Consider the following 20516-nt stretch of genomic DNA (forward strand, 5'->3'; position numbering starts at 1 on the left):
TAAAGTAGTAGGTTGATTGAGCAAAAGTGTAAAATCTTATCAAGCGAAAACTGTCAACTTTATTCTAGCGTTTACAATAAACTCCGAATATGAATTAATTGTCGGAAAATATCGAAAAAAACATGTCACAAAATAGACAAAATTTTATGTATAATAGAGGTATCAAATGCATTAATCCAATAATTTTTACGAATATAAACGGAAACAGGAAAAGGCAAACCATCTGAAAAGTTGGGACGCAAAATCACGGATCTAAAGTATTGAGATATATGCCATGATAGCCGGATTGCCTGAGTAAAATTTGTTTTCGGAGGGATAAAAGTGGTTGAAACTAACTATCAGATGGATGGACTTGACGAAGAATGGATGCAATTAATTGTAGAGGCTAAGAGAATCGGATTAGAAAAGGATAAAATACGTCAATTTTTAAAAAGGAACTCTGGAAGTATTATTAGTTGAACCATCTAAATCCGAATTATAGGAAACGAGTAGTATTTCTCTATTTAGAGGAATATGTTTGTTAAAAGTATTAAGAGAAATTTGCAAACATAATTTTATTGAAATAAAAAACTAATGAAAATAAAGGCTGACCGGTACTTTTGTGATGAATACATGTAACTAATTTTTCAGATCATAAGCCACAATTCCCGAAACTTAGGGTTTTCAAGCGCTGTGTATTGTGTCTTATGCCTGTCACAAATCAGGTGTGTGATACTAACTACTTAATACATATATGGATAAAATGCAAAAAAACCTATCCACTGAAGGTGAAAGATAGGACTTAATTATTTTGGTTCATTTTCCATTTATTATACTCAAGAAATTCCCGAAAATGGTCTTTTGTGACACCAGAATCCATAGCATCTCTAACTATTTTTATCCATTCTAAATCTAATTCATCTTTGTCTAATTGCTCATAAATTAAATTATCTACGGGAACATTTAAAACAAGAGCTATTTTTTTTAAAAACTGTATGGAAGGATTTGATTGTAAATTTCGTTCTAATGAACTTAAATAGGATTTTGCAACTCCTGCCTGTTCAGCTAACTCTGACAATGACATTTTCTTTTTTTGGCGGAGTTTTTTTACACGATGGCCGATCATTTAATCTATCTCACCCAGTCTTTCATAGTAAAGTTGATAAAAATGTAAAAAATAAATAAAAAGGATGTATTTTACAGTCTGTTTGTTTATAATGGAGAGGTAATATGGGATTTAGTGCTGGTATATTTTTAAAAATATTGCAGATTAAACGGCTAGGTCATAAGATTATGTCTAATATTGTCGTTTATTGTCTTTGTGTGTCTACGATTTATATTATATGCTTGCTAATTTAAAACCGTCAATAATATTTAACAATTTCATTTATATATATCCATTAAGCTATCTAGAGTATAACCATCTAGTCGACGATTAAAACTTGTCTTGCTGGTAAATATGGTTGCAAGGCGTTTGAACTGATATCCCTATTTCATTTCTTAATTTCTCCATAAACGGTCTTTCCTCCAATATTCTTAATCCATTTTCGTAAGGTGAAAACTATATAGTAAGAATAAGGTTTTTTAAGAAGAATCAATTACTATATTGGTGAATTCCCCTATCTACTTTCCGAGTTTCTTCTATTATAAATGTATGTCCTTCCAATTGCTTTTTTTGATTTGATTATGAATGTATTTCATTACATGAGAACCATCGCTTCGTTTTCACTCGTATTAACTCTATAGTAGCTATAAAGTTTAGGTAAGAGAAGAATGAGTAAATTATAAAAATTGACATAATTTTGTCTATTTATTATTGACAAGTACTTAATAGAGTTTATATACTTAACATCGAATTAACAAATGAATGTAAGAAAATATGACATGATCATCACCTTTTTATTATAATGTGTAAGAAAGTATTACGAAATTGAATAAAGTAATTTTTGTTTATTAGGATCAATAAATATTATTTTAGTAGAGTCTTCTTACAACTGAGGTATCTCTTTTAAGAGATTTAACCCATCATGAATTTTTTATCATTTTAATAAATTTACATAATTTGTTTTTAAGAAGAGGAAGGAATGATTCATATGACAAAATTAGAAGAGTTCTCATTTTCAAAACGATTTCCTGATTTTCCAACGATCGGGTCAGCTTTTGCTGGAAAAAAAGCTATTACCATCCCTTTATCATTTGGGTACCCAGCACCAGAATCTTTTCCTATTTCTTCTCTAATAGAGGCTTCAGCAGCAGCTCTCCAAACAGAAGGACGTCAAGCGTTACAGTATTCTGGAGGTCCGGGTCAGCAAAAGGTAGCGGAATGGATCAAACACCGTTCTCGTTTACGGGCTATTGATGTAGAGGAAAAAAATATTTTAGTTACAACTGGTTCGAATCAAGGGATTGATATTTTGACAAGAACGCTTGCAGATCCAGGAGAGCATGTATGGGTTGAAGCACCTATCTATTTTGGAGCTCTGCGCTATTTTCGCTTAGCTGAAGTTGAATTAACTTCTTTTCCAATTGATGAAAATGGATTAAGAGTGGATTTGGTTGAAGAAGCGTTAATTGATGCAAAAAAGAATGGGAAGCCAATTCCGAAATTTCTCTATGTTATTCCAAATTATCACAACCCTGCTGGTGTGAATTTGTCTGTAGAAAGAAGAAAAAAATTAGCTGAACTAGCTTATGAATATAATTTTTATATTGTTGAGGATGATGCTTATGTGGAGCTTAGCTTTACAGGTGAATTCCTTCCATCCATTTATTCCTTTGGCCCAGAACGTGTCATTTATTTAAGTACTTGTTCAAAAATCATTGCTCCAGGAATTCGAATTGGTTGGACGATTGCTGGGGAAAATGTATTAAACAAAATGAGATTGTTGAAGTCAGATGGGTATACAAGTGTTTTTGTTCAAGAGGTAATTAGTCAATTTTTGGAAAATGTTGATTTTGATGAACATCGCAGGCAGCTTGTGTCTTGCTATCGTTCAAGAAGAGATTCTATGGTCGATGCGATTAAAGAGTACTTGGATGGTCATGTTTCATTTATTTTACCAGAAGGCGGATTTTTCTTATGGCTTTCCTTTGCTCCTGAAGTGGATACGAGTGCATTTTTAGAATCGGCTTCTGAACATGGTGTAAGCTATATTGACGGAAGACATTTCTACTTGCATGAAGAAGAGGTTAACAGTATGAGGCTATGCTTCAGCTTTTGTGATGAAGAACAGATACGTGAAGGTATTAGAGTAATTGCAGAATCTTATTTTGAATATATGAAAAATCAAAAGGTACTGGAGGAGGTTTAACGTTGTCAACATTAACAATGAACCCTAAAAAGGTTGAGCCTATTGTATATATTCGAAATATCATACCAGAAAAATATATTGAAGAAATAAAGGAAGTTAGTACTCGTGTAATCGTTGAACCATGGCAGCATGGGGCGCCGGAACCAGAACCAACTGCTGATTTATTAGAGTGTAATATTGTCCTAACAGCCGGTTTCCGTGATACACTTCATATTTTAGAGAAGGCTCCCAATATAAAATGGGTTCAATCAACAAGTGTAGGTATCGATAAAATGCTGCATCCGTTGGTTCAGAACCATGAAGTGGTAATTACGAATACGAAAGGCTGTACATCTATTCCAATTGCAGAGCATACGATTGCCATGATTTCATCCTTAGCTAGAAGCGTTCCTACTTTAGTTCGTAAGCAAGAACGCAAGGAGTGGGGCGACATTCCTGTGATCGATCTAATGAATGCTACAGTTGGAATCATTGGTTACGGGGAAATTGGTTATGAGATTGCAACTAGATGTAAAGCACTTGGAATGCGCGTTCTAGGCTGTAAGAGGAATCCGCAAAAACAGAATAGAGAGAATGACCCTGCTGATCTTATTGTAGGAATGGATGATGTGGATCAAGTACTATCTCAGTCTGATTTTGTTGTTTTAGCTCTGCCAGCTACACAGGAAACGATTCATTCTTTTCACAAAGAACGTTTTGAACAGTTTAAAAAAGGCAGCTATTTTATTAATGTTGGACGTGGAAATACGATCGTAGAAGAGGATTTAGTCGAATACTTGCAAAATGGGCATATCGCGGGTGCTGCATTGGATGTATTTGAAGTGGAACCATTACCTGCTGATCATCCTTTTTGGACGATGGATAATGTGATTGTTTCCCCTCATAATGCTTATTGGTCTCCGAAAACCATTGACCGATACATGGAGCTTTTTATTCAAAATTTACAGCTCTTTTCTGAAGGAAAGCCTTTATTAAACGTTGTTAATAAACAAATGGGCTACTAGTAAAAAATCCACTCTTTGTTATGGGAAGAGTGGATTTTTTCAGTTCGAGAACATTTGTGCTTTAAAAGTGGTTTTGCCGATAGAAGAATTTTGTACTTGGCCCGTTTTTTTAGATTTCATATTAAATTTAAAATAATTTCAAATAAGATGATGATAGCTAAAGATAAGATAACGCTTATGATGACGATCCATTTAAATAAGAGTAAAAGCCTAGCCTTTATGTTGTGTTTTGTTATTTGTATCCCAATCTTTCGGCTATGATTCGTCTTGTTGATAAATTCTTTATCTGACATATGATTTTCTAACCTTCCTTATAGATGGTCTGTTATTTATTTTCTTATTATTTTTATTAAAAGAAAAACCGTTATAACCCCTAAAGAGTCAATGATTAGGTCATAAAGTCGGCCATCTCTCCCTAGGTAAAATTGGAAGAATTCAGTTAGGAAGGCAAAGGTGATTGAAATGAAAATGGATTTCTTATGGTTTTGTAACCAATTAAATAGAAGTAGATCTAAGATAGCAAATCCAATAAAATGTCCAACCTTTACAAACACAAAGTAACGATGTATTTTTGTGATATCTAAGAAATGAAAGAAAGAAGCATAATCGGGTGATGTGTTCCATTTGAATGTAACAGATTGAAGAGCTAAAAGATCTTCTAAATTATTAACGGAGGTGTAAAATGCTAAAATAATAGCCCATATGAAAGCGACTAGTAGTTTTCGCTTTTTTCGGCTGCGATCCTGTCGATGTTTTTTTAATCGATTTTTTTGAGAAATCTTTCTTGTGATTACATGGTTGGTGTTCATCACCAATCCCCCCTTATCTTTGGGTCACACTTCCAGATTTTTTTCTAAACTCTACCTTAGGATTTGTCCCCCAACTAGAGCTCTCTAATTTTCATCCTTCAGCCATTTAGAAATAACATCTCCAATGATTAGTCCCGCTGTTTTTGGAGCAATTTTTCCAGGCAACCCTAACGCCCATATCACTTTAAGGTTTCTTTTCTTAGCATACTCAAAATCTGTACCACCTGGCTTTGAAGAAAGATCTAAAATCAATGTGTGTTCTGCTGCTTTTGCAAGAATATTAGATGAAAGAACAAGCCTTGGTATGGTATTAATCACAATATCCATTTTGGAGATATTTTCTTTTAGCTCATCCAAGAAAATAGGGACCAATCCCATTTCCGTGATACGAGCCGCATCCATTGCTTTTCGGACACAAACAGCTACCTTTGCTCCTACTGCTGAAAACACTCTTGCAATCGTCATTCCAACTCTTCCAAATCCGAGAACCATCACATTCGATCCATGAATGGTAAAATCTGTGTTTTGAATGGCTAGCATCAGCGCACCTTCTGCTGTTGGAATCGAATTTAAGATGGCAACATCACTTCGATCAAAAATTCGAACGAGTCTACGATTGGTTTCTGCAACTAGCTTATCCAAAAATGGTGTAGAGATCCCCGAATAAAGGACGCAATGATCGGGCGTTTGAGAGACTAATTCCTTTGTTAAAAAAACTTCTTTCGATGAAAAGGGAGCTTCAACACTTCCATCTGGATTCACACCTGAAACAGGCAATAGAATGGCATCAAGGGTTCTAAAATCAACTTGGTGTATTTCAAGCTTACTTGTGTTTGGGAAATCAAGTGTTATTTCATCAAAACCTACTAATACAATTTTAGCATTTTCTTGTGATAGTTTCTTGACCACCTCTATGTATCGATGATCTCCTCCTACCAGTAAAATAGTTACTTCGTCTAGCATTCTACATTCTCCTTATAATATCCATTTTACTGCTATTAATAATAAAGTATCCCAAAACGAGAATAAATGAAAGGGTTCAGTCATGAAAAATTCGGAGAAAGGATTGATAAATGTAGAAATGAATGAGAGTAGGTTCTTTAAATACATAAGGAGTAGGCTTTGCTTTTGAAGTAACAAAGCTACAAATAGAATACTTGACTCGATCCCAGTAGTCAGAATCAAGGACAAGCGCATTTTACTTAAAAACTAATGATGATGTATAACTAACGAATCAATCGCATCATAAAGGATTATTATGTTTATTTAGTCCTTTATGATACGATTTAACCATTTTTAATATTCAATTTCATCGTAGTCTTTTGGCTGTGGTAATGGCTGTCCAGTCTTTTCATCATAGGAAATTTCGTTAACGGTTGTTAGTTCTTCATTCGGTATAGGATTTGCTTTTCTATCTTTATTTGATGGTTCTTTTTTCATCCGTTGTCTGCTCCTTTCATGATTCCTATACATAATATGCTCTTAATGCATTGTTTTAATTTAGATAAAGTACACTTTTTATTGATACATAGGTTAAAGCAGAGGACTTTGCATAGTAGAAAAGAAAACTGTGTATGTTAATATATTGGCGCTGGTCTATGATGATTAGCTGAGTAAAAAGTAGAAGGGAAAGTTAATAACGGTTATATCTTTTCTTAAACCAAATTAGCCGTTTGATTTAAATGCTCGGCAGACTCTGTCACCCCGGACATGGCTTCGCGAATATCTCGAATGTTTTCCACTAATTGTCCCATTTGTAATTGTACCTCGGAAACGCTCTCTACATTTATGTCCATAGTTGATGCAATATGTTGAAAGGCTTCATTTGTATGTGCTGATTTTTCTTTGCCTTCCACGACAGCTTCATTTACATTATGCAATGCTTCATTTACTATTCGGGCATATTCACTTGATGTTTCAACATGGGATTGGATTTGAGCAATCGACTGCTTTGTTTGTTCAGCAAGCCTTTTTACTTCTCCTGCAACGACAGCAAAGCCTTTCCCGTGTTCCCCTGCTCGTGCTGCTTCAATAGCTGAGTTTAATGCTAACAAATTTGTTTGGTTTGCAATTTCTTGAACAAGCTTTATCACATTGGTAATTTGATTGGACGATAGGATTAGTTGCTGTACCATTTGATTAACATTATTCGTATTGTCTATTATTAGTTGGATTTTCTCTGTGAGTTCGTCTATTAGGTGTTGCCCGTTTGAGGAAAATTGATGTGCCAGCCTAGATTGTTCATTGCTATGTGTGATCAGTTCGTTGACTTTTTCACTGTTGAGCATCAATGCTTCAACTGCCTGATTCGTTTCTATTGCCAATGAAGCTAGTTCTGAGCTTGTTTCAAGTACATTTTTTTTAATTTCTTCTTTTACTTTTTGATATTCTACTTCTTTTTGTCTATCATGTTCTTTTTCATACGCTTCTAAAACGATTTGTTGCTCAAGGCTTACTATTTTCATCAAAATTAATGAAATTTCCTTCATTTCTTTGCGGTCTGGTACTTCATCAAATATGATTTTCAATAAAGTATTTTGCAGATTTTGAAATGACCCCATAAACCAAGCAGGCTTTAAACCAATATGAAAATGGATCTTAGCTACCCTTAGTCTTTTTTCAATAAATGTCTCATCAATGGAACCATTAAACAATTCTAATAAATGAGAGGAAAGTGTTTTTCTCAGTCTATCCACATGACTGTGTTTCTCGATGATTTCCTTTAATTCTTTGATATTTAATACCGTATCATAAAAACTATCAACTATTAACTCTATTTTCTCTTCAATCATTGGTTGAATACATTGTGAAATTTGCAGGTCTTGAACGGTGAGATCAATCATTTTTAACTTTTCTAATATAGATCTATCAGAAACATCGATCGTGACTGAACGTTCTTCTCTATTAGATAACCACTTCAATTCCTTCGATTTATTACGTAAGGAAATGACCATTCCACCACTCTCCATTCTAAAGTTTTGTGCTCATTCTTTATTGATTAAATTGATTCAATCGCTAAAGTAAAGATCATTTTTATATGAATATCTTATAGTAAATTAGTCCTGTGTGGAATGAATTTATTAAGAATATGATTAAAAATTAGGTTAATTGTGAAAAAATTTCGAATTTTTTTAGAGGATTCATTGGAGAACAATGAAAATCGTATAGCATTCTTACTGGTTTTTACATTTGTTTAATGTTTATTTACGTTTGTTTAATGTCCTATTTACTTTTGTTTTTTATAATTTCTTATGAAAACAAAAAAAGCAAAAACAAAACGGAGGATCAAAGATGAATAAACTATTCAAAATCTTATCAGTAGGATTTCTATCAACTTCGCTTTTAACTGCTTGTGCGCAATCGAGTGCAACGAATAAGGAAACAAATGTAAAGACAGAGAATTTATCACTAGAAGAAATTACAAATAAAGCAAAAGAGGAAGGGGAAGTTGCCAGCGTTGGGATGCCTGATAGCTGGGCAAACTGGGGAGAAACCTGGAAAGAACTAGATAGTGAATACAATTTAAAGCATAAAGATACAGATATGTCGAGTGCTGAGGAATTGGCTAAATTCGAATCTGAAGGCAAGAATGCAACGGCTGATATCGGGGATGTTGGCATTAACTTTGGTCCATTAGCAAAGGAAAAGGGATTAACGCTTCCGTATAAAACCTCTTATTGGGATGACGTTCCAGATTGGGCAAAGGATGATGAGGGGCATTGGATTCTAGGCTATACCGGTACAATCGCATTTTTAACGGATAAAAATAATGTGAAAAATCCGCCAAAAACATGGGATGATTTATTAAATGGTGATTATAAAGTGGCGATCGGTGATGTAACAAAAGGTACTCAATCTCAATTTGCTGTTTTAGCAGCAGCGATGGCGAATGGTGGAGATGAAAAAGATATAGAACCAGGTCTTGAGTACTTTGACAAGATTGCTAAACAAGGTCGTCTTTCTTCTGTAGATTCATCTATTGCCAATTTAGAAAAAGGTGAAATTGATGTAGCAGTTGTTTGGGATTTCAATGGCTTAAACTATCGTGATCAAATTGATAAGGATCGCTTTGAGGTTTCCATTCCTGAAGATGCTTCAGTTGTAAGTGGTTATACAACGGTCATTAATAAAAATGCCAAGCATCCACATGCAGCGATGTTAGCACGTGAATATATTTTATCCGATGAAGGACAAATTAATTTAGCACGCGGATATGCTCGTCCAATTCGTGATAATGTTGAACTGCCTGCTGATGTGCAAGAAAAAGTTCTTCCTAAAGAGCAATATGAAAATGCGAAACCAGTAGAAGATTTTAAGGCTTGGGATGAAACGGCTAAACAGCTTCCGCAATTATGGCAAGAAAAGGTACTGATCCATGTTAAATAATAAATTAGCGATGATTATGCTTGACGGCTTGCGTTTTGACGCAGCCGTTGAGCAAATGGGTTATTTAGGTCATTTAGTTGAAAAAGGAATCGCGGCACGTTACTGTGTGAAATCAGAAATACCTAGTTTATCGAGACCGTTATACGAGGTTCTTTTAACAGGGACACCGCCGTATCAAAATGGGATTACGACAAACCAAACGGTGCGATTATCGAATCAAGAAAGCCTGTTCCATCTAACAAAACGCTATGGGTTAACGAATGCAACAGCCTCTTATTATTGGGTAAGTGAATTGTATAATCGGGCTCCCTTTGTCATCCAGGAGGATCGAATTCAACATAACCCGGATCATCCAATTCAGCATGGCATGTTCTATTTCGAAGATCATTATCCTGATTCTCATTTATTTGCAGACGCACACCATTTACTTACAACCTATCATCCTGATTTTTTATATGTTCATTCTATGAATATTGATGATTTTGGCCATAAGTTTACTGCAAATTCGAGGGAATACAAGGGAAGTGTTTTGATGGTTGATTCCATACTAGGTACCATCATACCAGCTTGGATGGAAAAGGGTTATCAAATCATCGTCACAGCAGATCATGGCATGAATGATGATGGGCATCACGGCGGCACGTTAAATGATGTAAGAAATGTTCCTTTATTTATCATTTCAGATCAAATAGAACCAGGCATTTACAAAGAAGAGATTTCCCAGCTTATGATTGCACCTTTGGCATGCCAATTGTTGCAGATAAAGCCAACTGCTGCTATGACTCCACTATCATTGCCAGGGATGAGAGCCGGAAGCTCTACCTTGTAAGAAAGAAGGTGTCCCAATTGAATCATAAAATAGACAAATTAATTCTTTTTACACTTTTGCCGTTTATTCTTTTTATTGTGATGTTTTTATTCGTTCCACTTTTCACCATGATCACAGCAAGCTTTAGCGGTGAGAATGGCAGCGGATGGACATTTGGAAACTATATTGAAATTTTTACGAATTCCTTTTATTATCAATCTTTTAAAAATAGTGCCATCATCTCTCTAACATCAAGTCTAATAGGCTTGGTTATCGCTCTTTTCGTTGCGTACTCATTTACAAAATTTCCTTCTGCTTTTCAAGAGAAATTATTGCTTTTCGTTAATATGATATCAAATTTTGCAGGTGTACCACTTGCATTTGCTTTTATCATATTACTAGGAAACAGTGGTGTGTTTACGCTTTTATTTCATAAGTTTGGCATGGAGTGGCTTCAACAATTTGATTTATATTCTTGGGCAGGCTTAACGATGATTTACGTCTATTTTCAGCTTCCCCTTGCTGCGTTGCTTTTGTTTCCGATGTATAAAGGGATTGATGAGAAATGGAAGGAGGCTTCCTATTTATTAGGAGCAACACCCTTTACCTTTTGGCGAAAAATTGGATTACCTTATCTTCTTCCTGGAATTACCGGAACACTTAGTATTTTATTTGCCAATGCGATGGGTGCCTATGCAACGGCTTATGCACTAGTAGGAAGCAAATTTAATCTTCTTCCTATTCGAATTGGATCATTGGTTTCAGGTGATATTTATGCTCGTCCGGAACTTGGAAGTGCCCTTGCTGTGATTCTTGCTTTGTTAATGATGATGGCCATGCTGATTAATGAATGGTTATTACGTAAGGTTCGGAGGGATATCAAGTGAAAAAAAGGATGACGCAGCATCACATTATTGTAACGCTTTTTCTCCTTTATTTAGCTTTACCGCTCATCGCAACGTTCTTTTATTCCATTGCAACAAGGTGGACGAAAACCATTTTTCCAGATGGTTTGACGCTAAAATGGTATACAGAATTATACGGAGATCCTCGTTTTATTGAAGCAATGAGTCGAACATTTTTATTAACTGTTGGTTCAATGATTGTCATTATTCTCATTATGGTCCCGACGGTATTTGTTATTACTGTTTATTTACCGAAGCTAGAACGGATCTTAAAAGTCATTGTTCTAATGCCCTATGCCATTCCAGGCGTTGTGGCAGCAGTAGGATTGCTTCGAGCATACGCAGGAGGAGCGATTCCAATGGTTGTGATCTTATCAGGTGCTTTCTTTGTTGCTGTTCTACCTTTTATGTATCAAGGGATCCGGAATAGTTTACAATCCGTTAATTCCGTAACGCTAATGGAAGCCGCAGAGCTATTAGGAGCAACTCGAACACAGTCTTTTATAAATGTGATCTTACCAAATATTAAATCAGGGGTTATTGTTTCTTCTATATTGTCTTTTTCTATTTTATTCGGGGAGTTTGTATTAACGAATTTATTAGTTGGAGGATATTTTGAAACGATTCAAATTTATTTATTCCGGCGTATGAATGAAAGCGGGCATTTATCAAGCTCAGTCGTCATTTCATATTTTATCGTACTCGTCTTATTGTGCTGGATCATTATCAAGATTAGTTCCAATAAAAAGATTCAAAAGGAGAAAGTTTGATGAGCTTTTTAACGATTAATCAAATGTCTCTTTCATTTGGGGATGTTAGGGTATTAAATAATTTGTCTCTCTCGATTGAAAAAGGAGAACTTGTCACTCTTTTAGGACCGAGCGGTTGTGGAAAGTCTACTCTCTTGAGAGCAATCGCTGGTTTAACAGCCGTTAACTCTGGAGAAATCAAAATGGAGGATAAAAGGATTACGAATTTGCCTCCGAAGGAACGACATGTAGGGATGGTTTTTCAGTCTTACGCATTGTTTCCGAATATGACCGTATTTGAAAATGTTGCATTTGGATTAAAAATGAAAAAGCTGTCAAAAGAATTTGTCCAGGACAAGGTAACGGCTATCCTTCAACTTGTTGGTTTGCAAGAGAAAGAGAATGCTTATCCCCATGAGCTTTCAGGAGGGCAGCAGCAGCGGGTGGCACTTGCACGTTCGATTGTCATTGAACCTAAAATTATTTTACTAGACGAGCCTTTAAGTGCACTCGATGCTCAAATAAGGAAAAATCTTCAATCTCAGCTACGTTCGATTCAACAAAGATTAGGGATGACGATGATTTTTGTTACACATGATCAAGAAGAAGCAATGGCTATTTCCGATCGAATTTACTTAATGAATAAGGGAGAGATCGCACAGGTTGGAACTCCAGAGGAATTATATACGAAACCAAAAAGTGAATTTGTCGCTCGTTTTATCGGTCACTATAATGTTTTAACTCGTGCTCAAGTTGGCTTCCTTTTTGATTCTAGTCATGATTTTGCAGGAGAAACGTTTGCTATTCGTCCAGAAGCTTTTCAAATTGAACGAACAGAAGATTGCTTATCCGTTAAAGGAAAAGTGCAAGATATAACCATATTAGGGAATATTGTTCGTTATGAACTAAATGTCAACGGTGTCCCCATTTTTGTAGAGCAATTGCACCATTCGAAAAAAAGAATTATGTATAATGAGGAAAAAATCTTATTTATTGAAAAAGAGGATGTGATTTCCTTTCAATGAATCATGTAACAGAAGAGAGAAAACAATCCATATTAATAGAATTAGAACAAAAAGGTAAAGTTTTTGTGAATATCCTATCTGAACAGCTTGGTGTTACACCCGAAACGATTCGTCGTGACCTTGCTTCTCTTGAAGAGCAGAGGTTATTAAAACGAGTTCATGGAGGTGCGGTCTCTTTTCGTGGAGAAAGGATAGAGCCTTCTTTTGAAAAAAAGAGAAAAATACGACAAGCTGAAAAAAAACATATTGGGGAAGCAGCTGCAAAATGTATTGAATCTGGTGATACCATTGTGATTGATGTAGGCACAACAACCTTAGAATTATGTCATGCCATTCACAATGTCGAAAACATAACCATCGTAACCAATTCATTGATCGCTGCATCAACCTTAAATGATCGTTTAGAGAAAAAAGCATTTTCCGGGGAAATTATCATTCTTGGTGGCATGCTCCATACAGCGCAGCAATCGATAAAAGGGGCTTTAACAGCTCAAATGCTTAACTCTTTTCGAGTGGACAAGGCTTTTATTTCGTGCGGAGGCATTTCTCAAGGATATGTTAGTGACTTTGATATTGAAGAAATCGAAGTATCGAAAGTGATGATGAAAATATCTCGTGAAAGTTACTTATTAGCAGATCATTCAAAAATCAATAAAGAAGCGTTTTACCTTATAGGGGAGATGTCCTTATTTGATTATCTTATAAGTGACATAGATCCCGACAAGGAATGGAAGAGTTTGATGAAAGAAAATAATGTTACTTGGATTACAGCCTAGGAGGAATAAACATGAAGGTAGACTATCATGTGCATCTTGAAGAAGGTCCTTACTCAATGCGCTGGCTTGATCGGACAAATGAGGCTATAGAGCATTTTGAGCCGTCTCCATTTTCAAAACATACAGTAGATTGGCTTACTTTTAGCAGGCAGCGTCTTCAAAAAAGGTTAGAGGAGGGGGCCTATTCAACCTACTGGCTTGATTTATATTTACTTGAAGCTTTACGAAAAGGGATCAAAGAAGTTGGGATCGTAGATCATTTGTATCGCTTTACAGAAACGAGAAAATATTATGAAACCTATATTCATCTTGGGAATGATAAACTTGGTACCATACAAAAAACATGGTTAAATCAAGTGATGAATCAGTCCTTATCGGCTTTTACTCATTCAATACTACAAGCGAAAGAGCGATGGGCAAAACATGGAGTGACATTGCGGCTCGGAATTGAAGCTGATTATTTTGAAGGTGGAGAAAAGGAGCTTGAAAAATTGTTAGCCCTTGGAGAATGGGACTATATCATTGGATCTGTTCATTTTCTTGATGGTTGGGGATTTGATAATCCAGAAACCAAATCGTTATATGAAGAACGAAATCTAGAAGATTTGTATGAGCGTTTTTTCAAAACAGTTGAGAAAGGAATTCGTTCAAATCTTTTTCATATATCTGCACATCTTGATAATCTTAAAGTATTTAACTATCGACCTGATGAAAATGATTTAATCCCTTACTATCACCGAATTGCCAAAGCATTAAAAGAGACCAATACAGCAACCGAAATAAATGCGGGATTATATTATCGATATCCCGTTGAAGAAATGTGCCCAAGCCCTTTGTTTCTGCAAATTTTAGCTCAATATGAGATCCCGATCACATTATCATCTGATTCTCATTTCCCAGACGATCTAGGGAATTACATTGAGCAAAACTCACAAACTCTTAAACAACATGGATTCACAAGCATTGCTTCATTTCATAATGGCAAACGAGTAATGATTTCGATTTAAGGTGTAATTAATGATGAGGCTACGTTAAAATACTTCCGCTGATTTTTGAATCATTCGTGTGAAACAACTTTTCACATGAATGATTCAAAAATTGCTTTAATCAACTGTATTCTTTAACAAAGCCTAATTTAAACCATATTAGCTGTTTCGTTTAAGTTTTCAGCAGACGTGGTTACTCCGGACATGGCTTCACGAATGTCTCGAATGGTTTCTACTAACAGACTCATTTGTGCTTGCACCTCTGAAACGTTCGTTGCATTTGTTTCCATAGTAGAAGCAATTTGACAAAAGGCTTCATTCGTTTGTTCTGATTTTTCTTTCCCTTCAAAAACTGCTTCATTTACATTATGTAAGGCTTCATTCACAATTCGCGCATATTCATTTGATGTTTCTATATGTGACTGTATTTGAGCAATCGAATTCTTCGTTTGTTCCGCCAGTCTTTTCACTTCACCTGCAACGACTGCAAAGCCTTTCCCATGTTCCCCTGCACGTGCTGCCTCAATTGCTGAATTTAATGATAATAAATTTGTCTGGTTAGCAATCTCTTGGACAAGCTTTACGACGTTCGTAATTTGATTGGATGATTCGATTAAGTGCTGTACCATTTGATTAACATTTTTCGTATTGTCTATTATTAATTGAATATTTGCGGTGAGTTCATCAATTAAGAGCTGCCCTTTTGAGGAAAATTGATGAGCGAGTCTTGATTGATCATTTGTATGTGAGATTAGCTTATTTACTTCTTCGCTGTTTAACATCAATGCTTCAACAGCATGATTCGTTTCTACTGCAAGTGAGGCAAGATCCGAGCTTGTTTCAAGAACCTCTCTTTTTATGTCCTTTTTCACCTTCAGGTATTCCGCTTCTTTTTGTGTATTATGTTCTTTTTCATATGCTTCTAAAACAATTTGCTGTTCAAAGCTTAATATTTTCATAATGACTAAAGTCATTTGCTTTATTTCTTCTCGGTCTTGAACTTCTGTAAAAATAATTTTTAACAAAGTATCTTGTAGATTTTGAAATGCACCCATATACCAAGCAGGCTTTAATCCAATATGAAAATGAACCTTGGCAACTCTCAATCTTTTTTCCACAAACTCCTCATTGATAGATCCATTAAATAAATCATTGATATGTGTGAAAAGTGTATTACGCAGTCGATTCACCTGACTGTGTTTTTCAATTAGTTCTTTTAATTCTTTTATTCTTAAAATCGTATCGTAAAAGCTGTCCACGATTACATTGATATTTTTTTCAATTAGAGGTTGAATACATTTTACAATTTGTAAATCCTCTACGGTAAGATTGATCATTTTTAACTTTTCTAATATAGTAATATCAGAAACTTCAATAGTCGCGGAATGTTCTATACTGTTAGATAACCATTTTTTTATATGAGATTTATTTCGAGAAAATATTACCATGGCTCATCTCCTTTTTAATACTAATATTTGTGAATTTATTGTTAAATGGATTAAAAACCACTATAGTTCTTATCATATAGTAGTTAAGTCCTGTTTGAAATATATATTTTTATAGATTATTAGAATTGTTTACATGTGGTAATATTATGCAAATATAGTATGTTCTATTTCACTTGAAACTTAATTTTATTTATGGGCTTAGATTCATAATCAAAATAGGAGCTTTGGTTTGCTCCTTATTTTCAGAAAGATTTTTTCAATTGACTTCGTTTCATACTGTTCATTTCTCTTGTATGAGATGCGAAGGATTGCATATAATGGAAGAATATTCTGTACATAGGATCGAGGATTAGTTGTTTTTAAAGATTGGATTTTTATATACATTCGAATGGAGTTGATAAAATTGGCGATTTTTTCAAAAGATGCTTTAGAAGGGAAACATATATTAATAACAGGAGCTACAGGTGGAATTGGATTTGAAACAGCTAAGGTCATTGCATCAATGGGAGCTTCTGTTACCGTTACGGGTCGAAAGGTGGATACTTTAGAAAATCTGAAGCAAGAACTATTGAGTATAACTGATGAAGAGAAAATTTTCACAAAGGTGGCTGATTTAAGTAATGAATCAGACAGGATTGAGCTAATAAAAAGTTGTGAGGATCACCTTGGCTTTATTTATGGTCTTGTCAATACAGCAGCCATCATGGGCGGGACTGTTGTCGATCAGCTTGAGGAAGAAGATGTTCGCAGCATGATCGATGTCAATTATATTTCAACCTTCAGCCTTACAAAGCTTGTGTATCAAAAAATGCGTGAGAAAAAAGCTGGTGCAATTGTTAATGTTTCCTCACTTTCAGGATTAAGAGGAACTTATGCTAATGCTGCTTATTCAGCCAGCAAGTTTGCTCTAATTGGATTTACCCAATCATTAGCGCTTGAAGCTATTCAAGAAAATATTCGTGTTAACGCTGTATGTCCAGGATTTGTTGATACTAAAATGGCGAATGAATATATAGAAATAAATGCAAAGGCTAATAATGTATCATTCGAGGAACAAAAATCGAAAAGCGAGAAAAGCATTCCATCAGGCCGATTTACAGCTCCAATTGAAGTAGCAAATACAATCGCTTTCTTATTAACAGATGCGGCGAATAATATTGTTGGTGAATCCGTGAAGATTTCGGGTGGAGCGGTTATGCGCTAATAGGAGAAAAAGAAGGACTGGAGTTAATTCAGTCTTTTTTCTATTGGGAAATAATATAGTAATCTATAGATAAAGAGTCTGTTTTTATAAATGCAAAAAGTATTTACAAGGCATGGAGGTAAAAATATGAAATTTAAAATGCTAGCAGTTGATTTAGATGGGACGTTGCTTAATAGAAAGAAGGAAATTAGTATTGAAACGATCAATGCCATTCAATCTTATCGAAATATAGGTGGGAGGGTTGTTATTTGCAGCGGTCGAACTCCTTTATCGACGAAATGGATATCTGAATATATCGGTTTAAATGAGCCGATCATTGCTTATAATGGAGCCATCATTCAAACAGCAAATGGAGAAATTATTGAGCAGTCAATCTTTCAGGAAACTGCTATCTTTACTCTTTTAGATTTTGCTCATTCAGAAGGAATGTACATTCAAATGTATGAGGGAGATCGCCTGTTGATTTCAGAGGAAAATGAAATAAATCTTCAGTGGATTCAAAATAATATTCCATTGCTTGATTCTTCAAGTGAGTCGGCTACTCAATGTGAAAATTATCGACGTAAATGTGATGTAATGCATGTTGGAAATTGGTTGGATTATTTTAAGGAGTCTAATCCTTCTATTATGAAAATAGCAGTATTTAATAAAAAAAAGACTACTAATTTGTTAACAAAAATGACTCAGCTAGCTGGTGATTTTGAAATTAGCAGCAGTTTTAATTTTGAAAATTTAGAGATTTCTCCAGGAGGGGTAACAAAAGCGGCAGCATTATTAAAGCTTTCTGAGCAGCTACAGATCCCAATTTCACAAGTAGCTGCAATAGGAGATAACTTTAACGATATTCAAATGTTAAAGACTGCTGGGCTCGGAATTGCAATGGGGAATGCTCCAGAAGAAGTGAAAAATAAAGCAGATGCAATAACGAGTACAAATGAAGAATCGGGTGTTGCCAAAGCGATTCAAAAGTACTTACTTTCTTAATTTATGTTAGTAGTGCTCATAAAAGGCTTTTTTTGATTTGTTTGAAATAAAATTTTAAAAATAACAAAAAAATATTGTATTTTTATTTTAATATTTATATAATAAAGCTACAGAAGATTGCGACAACTTAGAATAAAACAACAAAGGAGATGTGAGTAGATGGAAAGCAACTTAAAAAAATTAACAACAGAAACCCAAAATGAAAAGACTATGCAAATTGATATAGCATCACCGTTGGAGATTTTATCTATTATGAATGAAGAGGATCAAAAGGTTGCACTCGCTGTTCAAAAGGTTCTCCCTGATATTGAAAGTGCAGTAGTTAAAATCGTGGATTCATTTAAAAATGGTGGCCGTTTGATTTATGTCGGAGCTGGAACGAGTGGTCGTCTTGGTGTATTAGATGCTGTAGAATGTCCGCCGACTTATAGTACGGATCCGCAAATGGTTCAAGGTCTTATAGCGGGTGGGAGCAGTGCATTTATAAAAGCTGTTGAGGGAGCTGAAGATCGTCCAGAGCTTGGAGAAAATGATTTAAAAGAAATTGAAGTATCATCTTTAGATACGGTCGTTGGGATTGCGGCGAGTGGAAGAACACCCTATGTTATAGGAGCTCTTAAATATGCACGAAGCATAGGGGCAAAAACAATCGCATTGTCTTGTAATAAAAATGCGTTAATCAGTCAAGAGGCTGAGCGAAGTATCGAAGTGATTGTAGGACCAGAAGTACTAACTGGATCAACTAGATTAAAAGCGGCAACAGCTCAAAAAATGATATTAAATATGATGACTACAACCTCTATGATTTTGTTAGGAAAAGCATATACAAACTTAATGGTCGATGTGCATGTTAGCAATTATAAATTAAAGGAACGGGCCATTCAGATCATTTCAACTGTTACAGGTGTCTCTTATGAAGAAGCAAAGGACAAACTGGAACAAGCGGATAATCAAGTGAAAACAGCAATTATTATGATTAAAGCGAAGGTAACAAAGAAAGAGGCCATTCATTTATTAGAAAAAGCAGATGGATATGCCAGTAAAGCAATCGAGTTAACTAAAAAGTAGGAGCGTTGATTCTTAGACTTAATGTAAAAAGAATCACGTTGTTAACTATGCTCTGAATAAATTTCATAATCCATGGGAATTTGGATGTGGTTGAACATAAAAAATTAGAATTGATAGGGAGGTTTGGTTGTGGCTAAAGGTGGAATAAAAATGCTTCAAAACTTACTTGAACAGCTTCCTGCATCTGAGCGAAAAATAGCAGCTTATATTCTTGACCATCCTCATGCTGTATTGAATAGTACAGTGAGTGAATTAAGTGAGCTTGCTAATGCGAGTGGTGCGGCTGTTGTCAGGCTTTGTAAATCTTTAGGATTAAATGGATTTCAGGATTTAAAAGTAAGAATAGCTGGTGATTTGGCTAATTCAACGGATCAAGGCTATCGAGACATAGAGCGTGGAGAATCGATCTATTCGATTGTAAAAAAAACAACAAGTAACAGCATTCAAAGCATACGAGATACTGAGGAAATTATTAATTATGAGGAATTAGAAAAGGCAGTAAATGCATTAATACTAGCAAAGAATATTCATTTCTTTGGAATTGGGGCTTCACAAATTATTGCTAGCGATTTACAGCAAAAATTGCTTCGTATTAATAAACAGGCAACAGCCTTTACAGATGTTCATCTTGTCGCAACTCTTATTGCAAATGCAGATAAGGATGATCTTGTATTTGGAGTATCTTATTCAGGGGAAACTCCAGAGGTTATAAAAATGATGTCATTAGCTAAAGAGAAGGGTGTAAAAACCATAAGTTTTACAAAGTACGGGCAGTCAACGATCGCTTCCCTTGGCGATATCAGACTTTTTACTTCTTTATCAAAGGAAGCGCCCTTTCGGAGTGGTGCAACATCCTCAAGGCTAGCACAGCTTTACTTAATAGATATCATTTTCTTGACTCTTGCCACAAGGAAATATGAGGAAACAGTAAATTATATAGATAAAACGAGAGAAGCAATTGAATTTTTAAAAAAGAAATAGCAGCTCTTTTTTTACAGAAAAAATAAGATTTTGATTCATTCAGAAATGGAATCAATGTTCTTATTTTTAGTTTGAAAAGTCGAAACATTCCGA

Annotated in this window: 20 protein-coding genes, 2 pseudogenes and 1 riboswitch; of the genes and pseudogenes, 14 read left to right on the forward strand and 8 right to left on the reverse strand. The window is 35.1% G+C overall.

Annotated elements, in window-relative coordinates; translation table 11 throughout:
• Positions 1-203 precede the first annotated feature (203 nt).
• Positions 204-294: riboswitch (cyclic di-GMP riboswitch) on the forward strand.
• Between the two features lie 27 nt (positions 295-321).
• Complete coding sequence (locus FDO66_RS11740) at positions 322-459, forward strand: anti-repressor SinI family protein (protein WP_309475275.1); 138 nt, start codon at positions 322-324, stop codon at positions 457-459.
• A gap of 322 nt (positions 460-781) precedes the next feature.
• Here the strand turns inward: FDO66_RS11740 and FDO66_RS11745 are convergent, their stop codons facing one another.
• A complete protein-coding gene (locus FDO66_RS11745) occupies positions 782-1105 on the reverse strand; it encodes a helix-turn-helix domain-containing protein (protein WP_141432846.1) in 324 nt (107 codons plus the stop codon).
• A 958-nt stretch (positions 1106-2063) separates the two neighbouring features.
• On the opposite strand from FDO66_RS11745, the gene FDO66_RS11750 reads away from it, so the two are divergent.
• Complete coding sequence (locus FDO66_RS11750) at positions 2064-3290, forward strand: aminotransferase-like domain-containing protein (RefSeq protein WP_258535708.1); 1227 nt, start codon at positions 2064-2066, stop codon at positions 3288-3290.
• Between the two features lie 2 nt (positions 3291-3292).
• Positions 3293-4294 carry a D-2-hydroxyacid dehydrogenase gene (locus FDO66_RS11755; protein ID WP_258535709.1) on the forward strand — a complete coding sequence of 334 codons (1002 nt, stop codon included), beginning with the start codon at positions 3293-3295 and terminating at the stop codon, positions 4292-4294.
• A gap of 329 nt (positions 4295-4623) precedes the next feature.
• Here FDO66_RS11755 and FDO66_RS11760 read toward each other — a convergent pair whose 3' ends face one another.
• The 5 genes and pseudogenes from FDO66_RS11760 to FDO66_RS21485 all read right to left on the reverse strand — a co-directional run.
• The gene (locus FDO66_RS11760) at positions 4624-5103 is read right to left on the reverse strand and encodes a VanZ family protein (protein ID WP_141432848.1); all 480 of its coding nucleotides are present in this window, start codon (positions 5101-5103) and stop codon (positions 4624-4626) included.
• Between the two features lie 84 nt (positions 5104-5187).
• Positions 5188-6066: a dipicolinic acid synthetase subunit A gene (dpaA, locus tag FDO66_RS11765; RefSeq protein WP_141432849.1), complete on the reverse strand. Its 879-nt coding sequence runs from the start codon at positions 6064-6066 to the stop codon at positions 5188-5190.
• 333 nt (positions 6067-6399) lie between these two features.
• Positions 6400-6543: a hypothetical protein gene (locus FDO66_RS20880; RefSeq protein ID WP_181444547.1), complete on the reverse strand. Its 144-nt coding sequence runs from the start codon at positions 6541-6543 to the stop codon at positions 6400-6402.
• A gap of 215 nt (positions 6544-6758) precedes the next feature.
• Positions 6759-7391 carry a methyl-accepting chemotaxis protein gene (locus tag FDO66_RS21480; RefSeq protein WP_395939782.1) on the reverse strand — a complete coding sequence of 211 codons (633 nt, stop codon included), beginning with the start codon at positions 7389-7391 and terminating at the stop codon, positions 6759-6761.
• 129 nt (positions 7392-7520) lie between these two features.
• Positions 7521-8072: pseudogene (locus tag FDO66_RS21485) on the reverse strand (protoglobin domain-containing protein); the annotation flags it as partial.
• Between the two features lie 322 nt (positions 8073-8394).
• Between FDO66_RS21485 and FDO66_RS11775 the strand changes: the two are divergent.
• The 7 genes from FDO66_RS11775 to FDO66_RS11805 all read left to right on the forward strand — a co-directional run bounded on the left by FDO66_RS11775 (position 8395) and on the right by FDO66_RS11805 (position 14759).
• Positions 8395-9489: an ABC transporter substrate-binding protein gene (locus tag FDO66_RS11775; RefSeq protein WP_141432851.1), complete on the forward strand. Its 1095-nt coding sequence runs from the start codon at positions 8395-8397 to the stop codon at positions 9487-9489.
• Positions 9479-10318 carry an alkaline phosphatase family protein gene (locus FDO66_RS11780; RefSeq protein ID WP_141432852.1) on the forward strand — a complete coding sequence of 280 codons (840 nt, stop codon included), beginning with the start codon at positions 9479-9481 and terminating at the stop codon, positions 10316-10318. Before FDO66_RS11775 ends, FDO66_RS11780 begins: the two co-directional genes overlap by 11 nt.
• A gap of 80 nt (positions 10319-10398) precedes the next feature.
• A complete protein-coding gene (locus tag FDO66_RS11785) occupies positions 10399-11184 on the forward strand; it encodes an ABC transporter permease (RefSeq protein WP_258535719.1) in 786 nt (261 codons plus the stop codon).
• Positions 11181-11972 (forward strand): ABC transporter permease, encoded by a 792-nt coding sequence (locus tag FDO66_RS11790; protein WP_258535710.1) that lies wholly within the window; start codon positions 11181-11183, stop codon positions 11970-11972. Before FDO66_RS11785 ends, FDO66_RS11790 begins: the two co-directional genes overlap by 4 nt.
• On the forward strand, positions 11972-12976 hold the full coding sequence (locus FDO66_RS11795) for an ABC transporter ATP-binding protein (RefSeq protein WP_141432854.1): 1005 nt from the start codon (positions 11972-11974) through the stop codon (positions 12974-12976). The genes FDO66_RS11790 and FDO66_RS11795 overlap by 1 nt, the downstream gene beginning before the upstream one ends.
• Positions 12973-13752, forward strand: a complete 780-nt coding sequence (locus tag FDO66_RS11800) for a DeoR/GlpR family DNA-binding transcription regulator (protein WP_141432855.1) — start codon at positions 12973-12975, stop codon at positions 13750-13752. Before FDO66_RS11795 ends, FDO66_RS11800 begins: the two co-directional genes overlap by 4 nt.
• Before the next feature lie 11 nt (positions 13753-13763).
• Positions 13764-14759 carry a histidinol phosphate phosphatase domain-containing protein gene (locus FDO66_RS11805; RefSeq protein ID WP_141432856.1) on the forward strand — a complete coding sequence of 332 codons (996 nt, stop codon included), beginning with the start codon at positions 13764-13766 and terminating at the stop codon, positions 14757-14759.
• A gap of 128 nt (positions 14760-14887) precedes the next feature.
• Here FDO66_RS11805 and FDO66_RS21490 read toward each other — a convergent pair whose 3' ends face one another.
• Both FDO66_RS21490 and FDO66_RS21495 read right to left on the reverse strand, forming a co-directional pair.
• Positions 14888-15520 (reverse strand): methyl-accepting chemotaxis protein, encoded by a 633-nt coding sequence (locus FDO66_RS21490; RefSeq protein WP_395939783.1) that lies wholly within the window; start codon positions 15518-15520, stop codon positions 14888-14890.
• Between the two features lie 132 nt (positions 15521-15652).
• Positions 15653-16186, reverse strand: a pseudogene (locus tag FDO66_RS21495) (protoglobin domain-containing protein); the annotation flags it as partial.
• 388 nt (positions 16187-16574) lie between these two features.
• On the opposite strand from FDO66_RS21495, the gene FDO66_RS11815 reads away from it, so the two are divergent.
• The 4 genes from FDO66_RS11815 to FDO66_RS11830 all read left to right on the forward strand — a co-directional run bounded on the left by FDO66_RS11815 (position 16575) and on the right by FDO66_RS11830 (position 20423).
• Positions 16575-17390, forward strand: a complete 816-nt coding sequence (locus FDO66_RS11815) for an SDR family NAD(P)-dependent oxidoreductase (RefSeq protein WP_258535711.1) — start codon at positions 16575-16577, stop codon at positions 17388-17390.
• A 126-nt stretch (positions 17391-17516) separates the two neighbouring features.
• Positions 17517-18374 (forward strand): Cof-type HAD-IIB family hydrolase, encoded by an 858-nt coding sequence (locus FDO66_RS11820; RefSeq protein ID WP_181444549.1) that lies wholly within the window; start codon positions 17517-17519, stop codon positions 18372-18374.
• A gap of 159 nt (positions 18375-18533) precedes the next feature.
• Entirely contained in the window at positions 18534-19442 is a 909-nt protein-coding gene (gene murQ / locus FDO66_RS11825) for an N-acetylmuramic acid 6-phosphate etherase (RefSeq protein WP_141432860.1), read from the forward strand.
• 129 nt (positions 19443-19571) lie between these two features.
• A complete protein-coding gene (locus tag FDO66_RS11830; protein WP_141432861.1) occupies positions 19572-20423 on the forward strand; it encodes a MurR/RpiR family transcriptional regulator in 852 nt (283 codons plus the stop codon).
• Positions 20424-20516: the final 93 nt, after the last annotated feature.

Origin of the sequence: Bacillus sp. 03113 (genome assembly GCF_006546985.1) — a bacterium.
GTDB lineage: Bacteria > Bacillota > Bacilli > Bacillales > Cytobacillaceae > VATK01.

Bases quoted from the DNA above. Each gene is read 5' to 3' on its own strand.
- FDO66_RS11745 (WP_141432846.1), bottom strand. From the start codon at position 1,105: ATGATCGGCCATCGTGTAAAAAAACTCCGCCAAAAAAAGAAAATGTCA.
- FDO66_RS11750 (WP_258535708.1), top strand. From the start codon at position 2,064: ATGATTCATATGACAAAATTAGAAGAGTTCTCATTTTCAAAACGATTT.
- FDO66_RS11760 (WP_141432848.1), bottom strand. From the start codon at position 5,103: ATGAACACCAACCATGTAATCACAAGAAAGATTTCTCAAAAAAATCGA.
- dpaA (WP_141432849.1), bottom strand. From the start codon at position 6,066: ATGCTAGACGAAGTAACTATTTTACTGGTAGGAGGAGATCATCGATAC.
- FDO66_RS20880 (WP_181444547.1), bottom strand. From the start codon at position 6,543: ATGAAAAAAGAACCATCAAATAAAGATAGAAAAGCAAATCCTATACCG.
- FDO66_RS21480 (WP_395939782.1), bottom strand. From the start codon at position 7,391: ATGCTCAACAGTGAAAAAGTCAACGAACTGATCACACATAGCAATGAA.
- FDO66_RS11775 (WP_141432851.1), top strand. From the start codon at position 8,395: ATGAATAAACTATTCAAAATCTTATCAGTAGGATTTCTATCAACTTCG.
- FDO66_RS11780 (WP_141432852.1), top strand. From the start codon at position 9,479: ATGTTAAATAATAAATTAGCGATGATTATGCTTGACGGCTTGCGTTTT.
- FDO66_RS11785 (WP_258535719.1), top strand. From the start codon at position 10,399: ATGTTTTTATTCGTTCCACTTTTCACCATGATCACAGCAAGCTTTAGC.
- FDO66_RS11795 (WP_141432854.1), top strand. From the start codon at position 11,972: ATGAGCTTTTTAACGATTAATCAAATGTCTCTTTCATTTGGGGATGTT.
- FDO66_RS11800 (WP_141432855.1), top strand. From the start codon at position 12,973: ATGAATCATGTAACAGAAGAGAGAAAACAATCCATATTAATAGAATTA.
- FDO66_RS11805 (WP_141432856.1), top strand. From the start codon at position 13,764: ATGAAGGTAGACTATCATGTGCATCTTGAAGAAGGTCCTTACTCAATG.
- FDO66_RS21490 (WP_395939783.1), bottom strand. From the start codon at position 15,520: ATGTTAAACAGCGAAGAAGTAAATAAGCTAATCTCACATACAAATGAT.
- FDO66_RS11815 (WP_258535711.1), top strand. From the start codon at position 16,575: ATGGAGTTGATAAAATTGGCGATTTTTTCAAAAGATGCTTTAGAAGGG.
- FDO66_RS11820 (WP_181444549.1), top strand. From the start codon at position 17,517: ATGAAATTTAAAATGCTAGCAGTTGATTTAGATGGGACGTTGCTTAAT.
- murQ (WP_141432860.1), top strand. From the start codon at position 18,534: ATGGAAAGCAACTTAAAAAAATTAACAACAGAAACCCAAAATGAAAAG.